Origin of the sequence: Bradyrhizobium sp. NBAIM01 (assembly GCF_020194115.1) — a bacterium.
GTDB classification, from domain to species: Bacteria; Pseudomonadota; Alphaproteobacteria; order Rhizobiales; family Xanthobacteraceae; genus Bradyrhizobium; species Bradyrhizobium yuanmingense.
The window spans coordinates 320,737-334,786 of record NZ_JADYVU010000002.1 but is presented as its reverse complement, the minus strand read 5'-3'; the positions used below and the strand labels follow the sequence as shown (position 1 = coordinate 334,786).

The following is a 14,050-nucleotide window of genomic DNA, read 5'->3' as shown; positions in this document are numbered from 1 at the left end:
TGTCCTCGTCAACTCGCCGGCTGGCTGCCGGCCTGAGCTTTCGCCTCGGCGTCCAGCCTGCGCTGGAGTCGCCAGTTGCGAAAGCCCCAGCTTCGCCAGGCCAGGTCCTGACGCTGCTGTTCTACAAGGCGGTCGCGGCGTGACACAAGGCAGCCCTCTTTGACGGCGGGCCGTAGCGCGATCGCCTTGTCGATGGCTGGCACCGCCTGCGGCCCGAGCGTCAGGAGATAGTCGATGTCGATCTGCACGCCTTTTCCCGAAACTTCCCGGCTGTGGACGACATTGTAGTCGGCGATGAAGGCGTCGAAGTTCACGAGCGAGCAGCTATAGAGCACGATCGCCAATGCGGCGAGATTGGCGCCGATCAGCCATTGATTGGACCTGTCGAGCACGATGCGCGCGACGATCAGGATCAGGCCGAGCGCTACCAGTCCCATCCAGACGAACGCTGCAATCCGCCAATAGGTCAGCATGTAGATGTCGACATAGAGATCGAGCCGGCGGATGGAGGAGACGACCAGCAGCACGTTCTGTCCGACCCAGAGATAGACCAGCGGCCGGATCACCTTCGATTTCTCGGCCGGCCCGCCCGGACGCATCGCCACCAGCACGAAGGCAGCGGCGAGGAGGGCGGTCGCGATCAGCGGATAGGCGCCGCGATGGGCGTAGGCCGCATAGGTCATGTTGTCGGGCAGCGCCGCGTGGCCCCAGAGATAGATGCCGTCGAGAATGGACTGTGCCGCGAACAGCAGGTTGAACAGGATCAGCGAGCGCAGGACGGTGGAGGCGCCGAGAAATTCCGCCGAGACCAGGGGCGGCTGCGGTGACACGGGGCCCTCGGCCACGGCGGCGGCGACGATTGACCTGCGCCGCCAGCGCACATGGATGAACGGCCAAACCAGAGCCAGCATCAAGGTCCAGAACAGGACGCGCCACATATTGACATGGTTGAAGATGACCTTGGGATTGAGCAGGGACACCCATTGCTCGATCACCGGATTGGCGGCGGCGAACAATGCGATGAAGACGGTGCTGAGCGCAGCGGGCATCAGCCAGAGCGCGATGCCGCGGGTGAACGCCGACATGTTGAACATCTGGGGCGCCTCGAGGAAGAGCCTGAAGGGACCGACCAGGAGGAAATTGCACAGCGCGCGGGCGCGGTCGGTGACCCCGGTCGTATCAGGAGTGGTCGCAAGCAACAGCGCAATCGTCAGCGACGCGACGAGGATCAGGAAGGACAGCGTGTTGAGCTCCTCCACGGCCGGCGCGAGGCCGGCGGCGACGATGGCCCCGCTGATCGCCGCGCGCAGCCAGTCCACGGCCGCGTGATTGAACAGCACCGACACGCAGGCGGTCGCGACCGCAAACAGCGTCAGCGACAGCCCGATCCGCTGACCGTAGAACAGCCAGTCGGCGAGCCCGGCCAGCAGCAGCGCCATTGCGAGCTTGGCCGACAGTGCAGAAGGCCTGATCGGTTGGATATCCGTCGTCGAAGCCAGGCTCGTCATGTCCAGAAAGTCTCCGTGAATGGTGGCATCACGAATTCTGAACGGCACTTGTGCAGACGGCGGGATCATCGTCTGCACGGCTTCAGGAGTTTCTTGCAGTTTTCGTGCAGGCGCGCTTTTGCCTCTCGCGCAGCGCGATTCGCTTTGCTAGGTGCGAAACATTCATCGCCCATCGCACCTGGTGCATCATGCAATTGCTCAACCGCATCGGTCTCGCCCTGCTCTGGCTCGCCGCGCCGCTCGCTGCATTTGTCGCCGCGAACAAGAACGATCCCTATCTGCTCGTGCTGCGTGGCGCCGGAAACATCTCCCTTGTCGTCGCAAGCATCGCAATCGTCGCTCTTTTGTTGCGCAGCGGTCACTGGCGCACCTTCGCCGGCAAGGCGCTCGTCGTGCTCTGGTGCGTGCCGCCTGTCTTGATGTCCGCCGCGCATCTGAAGTTCGAGCTGCGCAAGCATGACGTTCTCGGCGCCGGCGCCGCCGAAGCGCGGCAGCTCGGGCCGCACTTCATGGTCGGCTATTCCTCCTTTCCCGAGGTCGCGCGTCTCGCCAGGCAGGGCCTGATCGGCGGCGTCTATGTCACCCGGCACAACATCCGCGGCCGTGCCATCGAGACGCTGCGGGCCGAGATCGCGGCGCTGCAGGATCTCAGGCGCGCAGCCGGCCTGCCGCCGCTGATCGTCGCCGCCGATCAGGAGGGCGGCATCGTCGGGCATCTTGCGCCGCCGCTGACGAAAGTGCCGGCGCTGGCGACGCTCACGGGACTGGCTTCCGATGAGCAGCAGGCCAAGGCCGAGGAGTTCGGCCGCATCCACGGCCGCGAGCTCGCCCACGTCGGCGTCAACCTCAATCTTGCGCCGGTGCTCGACCTCAAGCCGCCGGCGCGGCGCAACCGCCTCGATTTTCACACGCTGATCGGCCAGCGCGCGATTGCGAGCGATCCCGCCGTCGTCAGCACCATCGCGAGCGCCTATGTGCGCGGGCTGGAAGAGACGGGCGTCGGCGCCACGCTCAAGCATTTTCCCGGCATCGGCCGCGTGCGCGCCGACACGCATCACTTCAGCGCCAATCTCGACACGCCGGTGAAGGAGCTGGAGGCAACCGACTGGCTCCCGTTCCGCGAGGTGCTGTCGCGTTCGCGCAGCGCCCTCATGGTCGGCCACGTCACGGTCACAGCCGTCGATCCCGATCGCGCCGCCTCGCATTCGAAGCGCGTCGTCGAGGGAATCATTCGTGGGACGTGGGGCTACCAGGGCGTGGTGATGACCGACGACCTCATCATGGGCGCGATCTACCAGAACGACGTCTGCAAGGTCGTGGTCGAGGCGATCAATGCCGGCGTCGATCTGCTGCTGGTCGCCTATGACGGCGCGCAGTTCTACCGTGTCTTTGCCTGCGCCCTGGAAGGATCGCGACAGGGCAGGCTCGACGCGGCGATGCTGCAAGCGAGCACCGCGCGCCTGGAGCGCGGCTTTTCGACCATGCAGGCACGAGCTGCCTCACGCGCCATCAGCGTCGCCCGGCAGAATTAGCCCTTCGCGAACTGGCGGTAGTCCGGTTCACGGTGAAACCAGAATTCGTAGCCGGAGATGCCCTTTTGCATGGCAACGTCGTGGATCGGCTGGTTGAGCGGAACCACGGGGACGTCGCGCATACAGAGCGCGATGAAATCCTTCACCGTCCTGTCGTATTCGGCGGCATCGGTGGTGAAGCGCGCCTTGTCGATCAGGGCGTCCATCTCCCTGTTCTTGTATGAGGAGATGTTGAAGATCGAGTTGTTGCCGTGGAAATTCCAGTAGAAGTAATATTCGGGATAATCGAGCCAGCCGCTGAAGCGGTTGAGCGCGAGCGGCAGCTCCTTCTTGTTCAGCGTCGTGCGCCAGTTCGCGCCGGGAATCTTTTCGATTGCCGCCTTGATGCCGATCTTGGCGAGATTCTCCTGGATCAGGATCGCGGTCGGCTCGCCGACGGTGGCGGTGCCTGTGTCCAGCGACAGCGTCGTCTCCAGGCCGGCTTCGAAGCCCGCTTCCTTCAGCAGAGCCTTGGCCTTGTCGAGATCGGTGACGTAAGGAAACGGTTGCGGCCACACCGGCTTTGAGACTTCGGCGGTGCCGCCATACATGGGAACGGCGCGGCCGAAGAAGGCGCTGGTCTGAATCTGCTCGTACGGCATGGCCCAGGCGATGGCCTGGCGCAGCTTGACATTGTCGAACGGCGGCTTCGCGGTATTCAGCGCGACGTACCACAGCGCGTTCGGGATCGGCACGCCCGAGACCTTGACCTTGCCCTCCTTGATGATCTGCTCGAAATCGCGCGGGGCAAAGCCGCTGGAAATATCCGCATCGCCCCGCTCCAGCATGGCACGCCGCGTGCCGGCGGAGGGAACGTCGCGCGCGATCACGCGCTTGACCTTCGGCAGCGGCCCGCTCTTCCAGTCGTCGAAGCGCGTCAGCACGGTCTCGCTGCCCGGCTTCCAGCTCTCGATCTTGTAGGCGCCGCCGCCGGCCTCGTTGTTCTTCAGCCAGGCCAGCGCCCACGGGTCTTCCGGCGTCGCGTTCTTCCTGGCGAGCTCGGAATTGATGATGAAGGGCACGACGACGGCCACGTTGAACAGCAGCATCTTGTCCTTGCGGATATAGTCGATACGGAAAGTGTGGTCGTCGACCACCACGAACTGCTCCGGCTTTTCCAGCGATCCCGCCGACATCTGGAAGGTCGGAAAGCCGCCGACCTTCACGGCGCGGTCAAACGACCATTTGACGTCCTTGGCGGTCACAGGCGTGCCGTCGTGGAATTTTGCGTCCTTGCGAAGCTTGAAGGTGCAGGACATGCCGTCGGCGGCGACCTCCCAGCTCTCGGCGAGCTCGGGCGCGAGCTTCTCGCGGTCATACGACAACGTGCCGTCCGGCAGTGTCTTGGAGGCGTAGGTGAGCAGGCGGTCGTAGCAATTCCAGGACAGGCCGTTCACGGTCTGGTTGGAGCCGACGCCCTGCATGTCCAGCGAATTCGGCCCCAGCTCCTGCACCACCAGCAACGTCTCGCTGCGTCCCTGCGCCCAGGCAAGACGCGGCGCAAAGGCTGCCGTACCGGCGACACCGAGGCCGCCGAGCACGACGCTGCGGCGGTTCAAATCGAGGGGTGAAATGCTCAAGAGTGCCTCCCGTTCCGGAATTGTCCGGCATCGAGAGGCAAGCTGTATGCCAGAGCCAGGAAGCCCCAAGCCGCCCCGCGACAAGGCGAGGCGGCTTGGATCGATAGGTGTTGCGCGTCGGCGCGGACTACTCGGCCTGCTCCAGCGCGGCGGGCATCTTCGCCACCGACATCAGCGATCGCGCGACCTGGTTGAGCAGGAGATCGGCATTCTCTTCCTCGGCGAGAGATTTGGAGAGCAGGGCGACGATCGCGCTGTGGCGCAGCTGCTGCGCGAGGTTGCGCGCGGTGGTGTAGCCGGCCATCTCGTAATGCTCGACACGTTGCGCCGCAGAGATCAGCGCGAGGTCGGCGGCTGCATCCTCCTTCTCTTGGCTTTCCTTCATGACCTCCTGGCCTTCCTCGATCAGGCCCATCATGCCCTTGCAAGGCTTGGCGCGAGCGTTCTCGCCGAGCAGCTCGAAGCACTCGTTGATGCGCTCGACCTGGTTTTCGGTCTCGGCCAGATGCTGTTCGAACAGTTCCCGCAACTGGTCGAAGCGGGCGGACTGCGCCATCTTCGGGAGCGCCTTCGTCAGCTGCTTCTCGGCATGGAGGATGTCACGCAGCTCATGGAGCAGCAGATCGGTCAGGCCGGCCTCGTCTACAGGCGGCGAGCTCTCCGTGACGATCGGGGTGGCAGCGCCGGGATCGGCGGATTGCAGCGCAGGCGATTCCGTGAACACCCAGTCCTCGCCCTCGTTCCACGGGCCGCGGGTGTCGATTTCGCCATGGTCGCCGCTGCCGGTGGAATCGTTGAAGTACTGGTTCACGAGGCCGGGCGTCGGGGCAATCCGGCCGATGCTGAAGGCCGGCTTCGACAGGCTCTCGAGTGCGCGCGCGAACGCCTTCATATGCGTGATCTCGCGCGTCATCAGGAATTGCAGCGCGTCCTTGCTGCCGGCATCGTCGCAAAAATTGATCAGGCGCTCGTAGACGATCTTGGCACGCGCTTCGGCGGCGATGTTGCTGCGGAGATCGACGTCGAGCTCGCCCGTGATCTTGAGATAGTCGGCGGTCCAGGGATTGCCTTGCGAGTTGAACAGATTGACGCCGCCTCCGCCGGCAATCGCGATCAGAGGATCGGCCTCCGCCGCCTGGCGGTCATTCCGCGAGGGCGCAAGATGCATCCGGGCGAGGCAACCGACGACTTCGAGATGGCTGAGCTCTTCGGTGCCGATATCCATCAAGAGGTCCTTGCGGTCGGGATCCTCGCAATTCAGTCCCTGAATCGAATATTGCATCGCAGCCGCAAGTTCGCCGTTGGCGCCGCCAAACTGCTCGAGGAGCATATTGCCGAAGCGCGGATCGGGCTCGTCGACGCGCACGGTGAACATCAACTTCTTGACGTGGTGATACATGGGGGACTCGCGTGCTGGAGGAAAACTACGCGACAACGAGGCCTCCAGCCGTTCGTTCCTAAGTCTCTCCGATATTGAGGCTGTCGTTGCCCGGACGTCTGCCAGGGAGCGCGATGGCTTACGGTGTCACCGCACTGCGCGCGACGGCGCGCGGAGCCGTCAGTTCCTTCCAGGTCGAATTTGCCACATGCACCGGCGAGAAGGCGGGACGCTCGACGTATCGCCCATCGCCGGCCTCGGCGCGCAGGTCGCCATCCTTCCAGACGATACGGCCGCGCGACAGCGTCGCGGCCGCACCGCCGGTGCAGGCAAAACCCTCGAATACGTTGTAATCGATCCGGCTCATCTGCCGTTTGGCACTGATGGTCTTGCTCGACGTGGGATCCCACACCACAATATCGGCATCCGAGCCGACGGCGATCGCGCCCTTGCGCGGATAGATGTTGAGGATGCGGGCAATGTTCGCCGAGGTCACCGCGACGAATTCCTCTTTGGTCAGCCGCCCCGTGGCGACGCCCGCGGTCCAGAGCAGCGCCAGGCGATCTTCGAGGCCGCCGGTGCCGTTCGGGATCTTCCTGAAATCGCCGCGCCCGAACCGCTTCTGCTCGGTGGTGAAGGCGCAATGATCGGTCGCAACCACCTGGAGCGAGCCGGCTTGCAGGCCGGCCCAGAGGCTGTCCTGATGCTGTTTGTCGCGGAACGGCGGCGACATCACGCGCTGTGCGGCATGATCCCAGTCCTTGTTCTGATATTCACGCTCATCCAGCAGCAGATGCTGGATCAGCGGCTCGCCATAGACGCGCTTGCCGGCGGCGCGTGCCCGCGCGATGGCCTCATGCGCCTCGCGGCAGCTGGCGTGCACGATATAGACCGGCGTACCTGTCATATCGGCGATCATGATGGCGCGGTTGGTGGCTTCGCCCTCGACCTCCGGCGGCCGTGAATAGGCGTGGCCTTCCGGGCCCGTGACGCCGCGCGCGATCAGGGCGTCCTGCATCAGGGCGACGACGTCGCCGTTCTCAGCATGGACAACCGGCATGGCGCCGAGATGGGCGCAGCGCGCGAACGAATTGTAGAGCTCGTCGTCGTTCACCATCAGCGCGCCCTTGTAGGCCATGAAATGCTTGAAGGTGTTGATGCCGTAGGTTTTGACCACAATCTCCATCTCGTCATGGATCTGCTTGGACCATGACGTCACCGCCATGTGGAAGCCGTAGTCGCTGGCCGCCTTCTCGGATTTGTGCCGCCACTCCTGATATGCCGCGAGCATGGATTGGCCGGGATCGGGCAGGCAGAAATCCACCACCATCGTGGTGCCGCCGCTCAGCGCCGCCTTGGTTCCGGATTCGAAATCGTCGGCGGTGACGGTGCCCATGAACGGCATTTCGAGATGGGTGTGCGGATCGATCCCGCCCGGGATGACGTAGGCGCCGCCTGCATCGATGACCTCGCTACCTGTCGGCGCATCGAGCGCTGCGCCGATCGCGACGATGGTCTCGCCGTCGATCAGCACGTCCGCGCGGCGCGAATGATCGTGATTGACGACGGTGCCGCCGCGGATGAGGAGGGGCATGAGGTGCTCCGAGAGGTGAGGGACGGCTCGAAGGCTAAGCGCGCGACTGGCGATGCGACAGGTGAAATTTTAGTCAGCCGCCGCCGCTCCTTTCACGTCGTGCGCGATCAGCCCGTCGATCATCGCGCGCACGAGGCCCGTGATCTCCTTGCGCAGCGCCGGCAGCGGCACGGCCACCAGCTTCTGCTCCAGCCCGAGCGCCACCATGCCATGCACGGCCGAGAACAGGCTGCGTGCGGTGATGCCGAGTTCCTCCGGGCTGCGCCCAGGAAACAGTGCGGCTAGCGGCTGGTAGATATGACGGAACAGCTGCATCTGGTCGTGCACGGACCAATCCGGCACCAGCTTGCCCGCCTCCATCCGGTGCTCGAACAGCGCGCGCCAGAGCTGGAGGTTTTCGGCGGCGAAATCGCAATAGGCGAGGGCGATGCGGACCAGGGATTCCCGTGGCGATGGCTCGCCGGCATTTGTTGCGAGAGTCAGCGTCTCATCGAGCCGGAGCAGCGTGCGCGAGCCGACCCGCAGGATCAGTTCGTCGACATCAGCCACGAGATTGTAGACCGCGCCATTGGCGCAGCCGATCTCGCGGGCCAAATCGCGGGTCTTGAGACCCGCCAGCCCCCGCTCGGCGATCATCTGTTCGGCCGCCTGGATCAGGGCCGCACGCAATTTCTCTCGCCGTTCCAGGGCCTTAGTCATTCTTAACCAAATTCTTGAGCGTCGCTCAAAATAATATTGAACGATGTTCAAGGTTTCTGCTACAAACCATCTGTGAGCAACGCTCATAGACAGGGAGCAACCAATGTTCAAGACCGTCGTGACCCTCTTCCGCGGCAGCGTCGCCGCTGCGGGCGAGGAACTGGAAGATCGCACCGCCCTTCTGATCCTGGATCAGCAGATGCGCGATGCAGCCGCAGCCGTCGAGCGCAGCAAGCGCACGCTGGCGCTGGCAATCGCGCAGGACCAGCAGGAAGGCCGCAAGCTCGAGGCCACGAATGCGCGTATCGCCGATCTCGAGACCCGTGCCGTTGCGGCGCTGGATGGCGGCCGCGAGGACCTCGCCAAGGAGGCCGCCGAAGCCATTGCGGCGCTGGAGGCCGATCGCGATGCGGCCATGACGGCGCGCGCGCTGTTCGCGACCGAGATCATCAGGCTGAAGCGCCACGTCGCCAACGCGCAGGCCCGCATCACCGAGCTCGATCGCGGTCGCCGGATCGCCCGCGCCTCGGAAGCGGTGCGCTCGCTTCGCCGCAGCGGCATCGAGGCCGCGCGCCCCTATGAATCGACATTGCCGGAGGCGGAGGGGACGCTGAGGCGTCTGCGCGAGCGGCAGATGGAGGCTCAGGCGGCCGACGATGCCCTGGTCGAGCTCGACGCGGCCACCGGCCCGCTCGCCACCGCCGAACGACTCGCCGAGCAGGGCTTCGGCCCGCGGCTCAAGACGACCGCCGACGATGTGCTGGCGCGCTTGAAGTCCAGGCGCATGCCGGCGGCCTGATCTCAAGTTCCAATCCGAACGCAATCATCATTCCAATCGACAGGAGACCATCATGAACCAGAATGGCCAGCCCCACAGCGGCGCCTGGGTGAGCTTCACCTACGCGTCCTTCGCAGCTTCCGCCTTCCTCGTCGCCATCGGCATCTTCTTCCTGCCGATCGACCTCTGGATGAAGGGTTATCTCACCATGGGCATCGTGATGATGATCCAGACCTGCGTCACCCTGACCAAGACCGTGCGCGACAATCATGAGAGCAGCCGCCTCGTGAACCGCATCGAGGATGCCAAGGCCGAGCGGCTGCTGATGGAGGTCTCCAAGGCGGCGTAAGGCGAACGGTCGCAGCGCGCGCTCTGGGGCGACAGGGGCGCGCGCGGCAGGCAGGGTGCATTGTGCTTCGCGTGCAGGTGCGATATGGCTCTCGCGCTTTCCAGAGGCGGAGACGAGCTTTGTCGAAACAATCCCTGCGCGAGGAGGCCGAGCGCCTGATCCGCGAATCGATGGAAAAGAAGACCATCGTGGTCAAGCAGGGCACGACCCGCATCGAGGCTGTCTGCGGCAAGTGCGGAGCGCCGAACCGGGTGCAGGCGGAGAAGGGCCAGACCCGCGTCAAGTTCGCCTGCAAGAACTGCGGGCATAAGCAAGAGACGTTGTAGGCGTCTTCACCTCATCCGGGTCGCCCCCGGCGATGTGCGGCATCGTCCGGCGCGATCCGGCTAGAGGCCCTACGGCCTCTCCCTCACATCACCTGATGCACGTCGATCACGACGCGATCCGCATGGCGCGCCGCTGACGCCACGAAGATGTGCTCCATCAGCCAGCGGTACGTCTCGTGCCCGGTCTCGAACTTCGGCACGGTGCGGAAGTAGATCAGCTTCGGATCGACCGGCTCGCCGCGCTTGAGCTTGTGCAACAGCTCGACCGGGCCGAAGCGTATACCCTTGTTCTCGACATAGACGGTCGCACCGTCGTCGGTCTCGAAGGCGTATTTCGCTTCGAGATCGATCAGCTCGTTGGGCCGGATGGTCTGGAAGTCGGCGCCGAAGGGGAGCACCTTTCCGCTGACCGCGCCCGTCACCTCGCCGCCGATGATCGGAATGATCCGGCGGACGCCGATCCCGGTCTCGCCCGCGGTCACGACGTCGCCGATCCGCGCGGTGATGGTGAAGACGTATCTTGTTTCGAGGGTCGGGGTGGTCATGTCTGCCTCCAATTATCGACGAGCCTTCCCTTCTCCCCTTGTGGGAGAAGGTGGCGCGAAGCGCCGGATGAGGGGTCTATCTCCACAAGCGTGCTCGCGGAGAGAGACCCCTCACCCGTCTCGCCGCTATCGCGGCGAGCCACCCTCTCCCACAAGGGGAGAGGGGAAGCAGCCACGCCGTGCGGCATTCAATCTTGTCACCTCTAATGCGCCATCATGCGCGTCGGCAGCCAGGTTGCCAGCAGCGGGAAGGCGATCAGGATCACGAGGCGCACGAGGTCCGTTGCCACGAACGGGCTTACGCCCTTGAAGATGGTGGAGAAGGAGACGTCCTTCACCACGCTTTTTATGACGAAGACGTTCATGCCCACGGGCGGAGTGATCAGGCCGAGCTCGACGGTCACGACGATGATGATGCCGAACCAGATCGGATCGAACCCCAGATGCATGATCACCGGGAAGATGATCGGCACGGTCAGGATGATCATCGCCATGGCATCCATCAGGCAGCCGAGCACGAGATACATCACCATGATCAGCGCCAGCACGCCGTACGGACCGAGGCCGAGCCCGGTGAGGAATTCCGTCACCTTCTGCGGCGTCTGCGTCACCGTGAGGAAATAGCCGAAGATCAGCGCGCCGATCAGCACGGTGAACACCGCAGCCGCGGTGCGCGTCGCCTGCAGCAGCGAGGCCAGCACCTTCTCGCGGTCGAGGCGGCCGGTCAGCACGCCGATGATGAAGGCCCCGGTCGCGCCGACGCCGCCGGCTTCGGTCGGCGTGAAGCGCGGCAGGAAGGGCAGGCCGTAGAGGCCGCCGATGACGAAGATGAACAGCAGCACCGGTGCCCAGATCTCCTTCAACCCGGCAAAGCGCTCGCGCCACGGCGTCACCTTGCCCTTGGGCAGGAAGTCGGGACGGAAATAGCCGATCAGGGAGATCGTGATCATGTACATGGTCATCGCGAGCAGGCCCGGGATGATGCCGGCGATGAACAGCTTGCCGATGTCCTGCTCGGTGATGATGCCGTAGACCGCAAGAACAGTGGATGGCGGTAGCATCGCGCCCAGCGTGCCGCCGGCCGCGATCACGCCGGTGGCGAAGGATTGCGGATAGCCGAAGCGCCGCATCTCGGGATAGGCGACGGCGGAGAAGGTCGCCGCGGTCGCGACCGAGGAGCCGCAGATTGCGGCAAAGCCGCCGCAGGCGCCGACGGTGGCAATGCCGAGTCCGCCGCGCAAATGTCCGACGAAGCCGTTGGCGGCGCGGAATAGCTCGCGGCTCATGCCGGAATTGCTGACGAAGGAGCCCATCAGCAGGAACATCGGGATGACGCCGAAGGTGTAGTCGGTCACGGTGCGCATGGTGACCTGACCGACCATCTTCAGGGCCGGTGTCGAGCCCACGAGATAGCTGAAGCCGCACACGCCGACGAGGCCCATGGCCATGCCGACCGGCACGCGCAGCAGCATCAGGGCGAACAGGGCGACGAAGCCGATGACGGCGACGGCGTCGGTACTCATGGTTACTCCGTCACCTTGATCTTGGGTTCATGCATGTCTTCGGGGTGGAAGATCAGCCGGTACGTGCGGATCGCGATCAGCAGCACGGCGCAAACATCGCCGATCCACGCGACGAGGAAGAACGGCCATGTCGGCATGTGCAGGTCGAAGGTCTGAACGTTGTCGTTGTAGGTTAGCCGGACCTTGTCGAACAGCGTCCAGGTCTGCACGGTCACGACGAACAGCAGCACCAGGGTCGCGAACACGTCGATCCAGCGCTGATGGCGCGGCCCGACATTGCCCCAGACCAGGTCGACCGTGATGTGGGTGCCGCGATAGGAGGTCGCCGCGATGCCCCAGAAGATGAGGATGCCGAGCAGCATTCGGCCGATGTCGAAGCTGTCGGGGATCGAATAGTTCAGCGTGTTGCGCAAGAGCACCGACAGGAAGATGTCGAGCGCGACGATGCCGACGAAGCCGGCCGCGATCCATTCGATCGAGTCGATCACGCGATCCATCCAGGAGCGCTTCATGGGTGTTTCCTAAGCACTGCTATTCTCATTCTCGGCTCTGGCGACGGCACTTCGCCTCTCCCGCTTGCGGGGAGAGGCCGACACGCGAAGCGTGGCGGGTGAGGCGGACTATCCACGGTCCATTGTCACCGTCCTGCGGAGACTCCCCCTCACCCCAACCCTCTCCCCGCAAGCGGGGAGAGGGGGAAGAGACACGGTGCGCTCCTCACCTGCTCTCAGCTTGCAAGGCAACGGCGGCAGGACCAATCCCGCCGCCGCGTTTCCTTCGCCACCGCCGTCACTCCGCCAGCGCGTTGTATTTCTTCAGCGAGGCCTTGAGATCCGCGAGCGCGGCGTCGGGATCGGCGCCGGCCTTCTTGGCGCCGTCGCCCCAGGTCTTGACCAGCGGCTCGGCGGCCTTCTTCCAGGCCGCGATCTGCTCGGGCGTCAGCTTGTAGACCTCATGGCTGGATTCCGCCTTCACCTTGGCGATGCCGGCGTCCTCGAACTTGCCCCAATGCTCGCCGACCGCGCCTGCCATCTCGACCGTGCAGTTCTTGTCGATCGCGGCCTTCTGCTTGTCGGACATCGCGTTGTACTTGTCCTTGTTGATCACGAACACGAAGGTCGTGGTGTAGAGCGGCGCCTCCATGTCGTACTTGGTCACCTTGTCGATGCCGAACAGCACCAGTGAGCCCCAGGGGAAGGTGACGCCGTCGGCGACGCCGCGCTCGATGATGTCGCGCACTTCCGGCGCCGAGGACTGCACATTGGTGCCGCCAAGCGAGGTGACGAAGTTCGCCATGGTAGCGTGCGCCGGGCGGATCTTCATGCCCTTCACGTCCTCGGGGTTGACGATCTTCTTGGTGCGGGAATGGAACGAGGAGGGCGAGTGGACGAAGGCGAGGCAGTATTTGACGTCCTTCATCTCCTTCTCGGCAAATTTGCGATACCACGCGTCGAGCCCCATCGAGCCGCCCTTGGCATCCGAGATCAGGAACGGCAATTCCCCGGCGCCGATGATCGGGAAGCGGCCGGGCTGGTAGCCGGGATTGACATAGGTGACGTCGGCGATGCCGTCGCGCGCCATGTCGTAATGGTCGAAGGCCTTGCCGAGCTGCTGGGCCGGAAACACCTTGCCGGTAATGGTGCCGCCGGAATCCTTGTTCACCGCAGCCACCCAGTCTTCCAGCGATTTCTGCAGCGGATGCGATGCCGGCACCCAGTGCGAGACCTTCAGGTCAAATGTCTTGTCCTGCGCGAGCGCGGGGCTCACGCTTGCTGCCAGCAGCAAGGCCAGACAGGCTTTCCTCATCACGCGTCTCTCCCTTTTGCGACGGCGGGCTTCGTTGGCCCGGTCTCGTTAATTAACATGTTATCTAATTTGCCGGCGCGTTCAAGCCGGAACTGAGGCGCGCCGTGTCGCGCCATCTACGTCAGCCATGTTGCATGGATTTGTCGCTGCTCGGACGACCACCGCTCTCCTTTTGCGCAAACGTTATATGGTATAATTATCGCCTGCGAGCCTTTGCCACAAGCAGGCTGCGACCAAAGCCTAACAGGATCGGAAGCAGCATGTATTGCGGACAAAGGTCGCAATCGTCGGGCCGTTGCGGCGATGGGGGGCTCGTTTCAAACATCTGCACAAATTCCGTTTAAAGCTTTGTAGGTGATGCATTCCTCGCGTCATTCGCTTCCAATGCAGCCA

The 14,050-nt window shown here is 64.1% G+C and carries 13 protein-coding genes; 4 read left to right on the top strand and 9 right to left on the bottom strand.

What is annotated here, in order from left to right:
- Window positions 1–8 precede the first annotated feature (8 nt).
- Entirely contained in the window at window positions 9–1,508 is a 1,500-nt protein-coding gene (locus I6F31_RS07925; RefSeq protein WP_225185225.1) for a DUF4173 domain-containing protein, read from the bottom strand.
- A gap of 188 nt (window positions 1,509–1,696) precedes the next feature.
- Between I6F31_RS07925 and I6F31_RS07920 the strand changes: the two genes are divergently transcribed.
- Window positions 1,697–3,040, top strand: a complete 1,344-nt coding sequence (locus I6F31_RS07920) for a glycoside hydrolase family 3 N-terminal domain-containing protein (RefSeq protein ID WP_225174972.1) — start codon at window positions 1,697–1,699, stop codon at window positions 3,038–3,040.
- Here the strand turns inward: I6F31_RS07920 and I6F31_RS07915 are convergent.
- The 4 genes from I6F31_RS07915 to I6F31_RS07900 form a co-directional block, all read right to left on the bottom strand.
- Window positions 3,037–4,659 carry an ABC transporter substrate-binding protein gene (locus tag I6F31_RS07915; protein WP_225185224.1) on the bottom strand — a complete coding sequence of 541 codons (1,623 nt, stop codon included), beginning with the start codon at window positions 4,657–4,659 and terminating at the stop codon, window positions 3,037–3,039. The two genes, I6F31_RS07920 and I6F31_RS07915, sit on opposite strands and share 4 nt — an antisense overlap.
- Before the next feature lie 127 nt (window positions 4,660–4,786).
- Window positions 4,787–6,058 carry a DUF892 family protein gene (locus tag I6F31_RS07910; RefSeq protein ID WP_057028193.1) on the bottom strand — a complete coding sequence of 424 codons (1,272 nt, stop codon included), beginning with the start codon at window positions 6,056–6,058 and terminating at the stop codon, window positions 4,787–4,789.
- A 118-nt stretch (window positions 6,059–6,176) separates the two neighbouring features.
- On the bottom strand, window positions 6,177–7,631 hold the full coding sequence (gene hydA / locus I6F31_RS07905; protein ID WP_225185223.1) for a dihydropyrimidinase: 1,455 nt from the start codon (window positions 7,629–7,631) through the stop codon (window positions 6,177–6,179).
- Between the two features lie 69 nt (window positions 7,632–7,700).
- Window positions 7,701–8,330: a TetR/AcrR family transcriptional regulator gene (locus tag I6F31_RS07900; protein WP_225185364.1), complete on the bottom strand. Its 630-nt coding sequence runs from the start codon at window positions 8,328–8,330 to the stop codon at window positions 7,701–7,703.
- 103 nt (window positions 8,331–8,433) lie between these two features.
- Between I6F31_RS07900 and I6F31_RS07895 the strand changes: the two genes are divergently transcribed.
- The 3 genes from I6F31_RS07895 to I6F31_RS07885 all read left to right on the top strand — a co-directional run bounded on the left by I6F31_RS07895 (window position 8,434) and on the right by I6F31_RS07885 (window position 9,783).
- Window positions 8,434–9,129, top strand: coding sequence for a PspA/IM30 family protein (locus tag I6F31_RS07895; RefSeq protein ID WP_035997892.1), 696 nt, complete (start codon window positions 8,434–8,436; stop codon window positions 9,127–9,129).
- Between the two features lie 52 nt (window positions 9,130–9,181).
- Window positions 9,182–9,457, top strand: coding sequence for a YiaA/YiaB family inner membrane protein (locus I6F31_RS07890; protein ID WP_035997898.1), 276 nt, complete (start codon window positions 9,182–9,184; stop codon window positions 9,455–9,457).
- A 119-nt stretch (window positions 9,458–9,576) separates the two neighbouring features.
- Complete coding sequence (locus I6F31_RS07885; protein ID WP_025033895.1) at window positions 9,577–9,783, top strand: hypothetical protein; 207 nt, start codon at window positions 9,577–9,579, stop codon at window positions 9,781–9,783.
- Window positions 9,784–9,866: 83 nt separating this feature from the next.
- Here the strand turns inward: I6F31_RS07885 and I6F31_RS07880 are convergent, their stop codons facing one another.
- From I6F31_RS07880 to I6F31_RS07865, 4 genes are all read right to left on the bottom strand, one after another.
- Complete coding sequence (locus I6F31_RS07880) at window positions 9,867–10,328, bottom strand: DUF3237 domain-containing protein (RefSeq protein ID WP_057028190.1); 462 nt, start codon at window positions 10,326–10,328, stop codon at window positions 9,867–9,869.
- Window positions 10,329–10,531: 203 nt separating this feature from the next.
- Complete coding sequence (locus tag I6F31_RS07875; RefSeq protein WP_057028189.1) at window positions 10,532–11,851, bottom strand: TRAP transporter permease; 1,320 nt, start codon at window positions 11,849–11,851, stop codon at window positions 10,532–10,534.
- A 2-nt stretch (window positions 11,852–11,853) separates the two neighbouring features.
- Complete coding sequence (locus I6F31_RS07870; RefSeq protein ID WP_035997911.1) at window positions 11,854–12,363, bottom strand: TRAP transporter small permease; 510 nt, start codon at window positions 12,361–12,363, stop codon at window positions 11,854–11,856.
- A gap of 277 nt (window positions 12,364–12,640) precedes the next feature.
- Window positions 12,641–13,657 (bottom strand): TRAP transporter substrate-binding protein, encoded by a 1,017-nt coding sequence (locus I6F31_RS07865; protein WP_036021503.1) that lies wholly within the window; start codon window positions 13,655–13,657, stop codon window positions 12,641–12,643.
- Between the last annotated feature and the right edge of the window lie 393 nt (window positions 13,658–14,050).

Excerpts from the sequence above, each read along its gene's own strand:
- I6F31_RS07890 (WP_035997898.1), top strand. The coding sequence starts at position 9,182 with ATGAACCAGAATGGCCAGCCCCACAGCGGCGCCTGGGTGAGCTTCACC.
- I6F31_RS07925 (WP_225185225.1), bottom strand. The coding sequence starts at position 1,508 with ATGACGAGCCTGGCTTCGACGACGGATATCCAACCGATCAGGCCTTCT.
- I6F31_RS07895 (WP_035997892.1), top strand. The coding sequence starts at position 8,434 with ATGTTCAAGACCGTCGTGACCCTCTTCCGCGGCAGCGTCGCCGCTGCG.
- I6F31_RS07910 (WP_057028193.1), bottom strand. The coding sequence starts at position 6,058 with ATGTATCACCACGTCAAGAAGTTGATGTTCACCGTGCGCGTCGACGAG.
- I6F31_RS07880 (WP_057028190.1), bottom strand. The coding sequence starts at position 10,328 with ATGACCACCCCGACCCTCGAAACAAGATACGTCTTCACCATCACCGCG.
- I6F31_RS07920 (WP_225174972.1), top strand. The coding sequence starts at position 1,697 with ATGCAATTGCTCAACCGCATCGGTCTCGCCCTGCTCTGGCTCGCCGCG.
- I6F31_RS07865 (WP_036021503.1), bottom strand. The coding sequence starts at position 13,657 with ATGAGGAAAGCCTGTCTGGCCTTGCTGCTGGCAGCAAGCGTGAGCCCC.
- hydA (WP_225185223.1), bottom strand. The coding sequence starts at position 7,631 with ATGCCCCTCCTCATCCGCGGCGGCACCGTCGTCAATCACGATCATTCG.
- I6F31_RS07900 (WP_225185364.1), bottom strand. The coding sequence starts at position 8,330 with ATGACTAAGGCCCTGGAACGGCGAGAGAAATTGCGTGCGGCCCTGATC.
- I6F31_RS07875 (WP_057028189.1), bottom strand. The coding sequence starts at position 11,851 with ATGAGTACCGACGCCGTCGCCGTCATCGGCTTCGTCGCCCTGTTCGCC.
- I6F31_RS07870 (WP_035997911.1), bottom strand. The coding sequence starts at position 12,363 with ATGAAGCGCTCCTGGATGGATCGCGTGATCGACTCGATCGAATGGATC.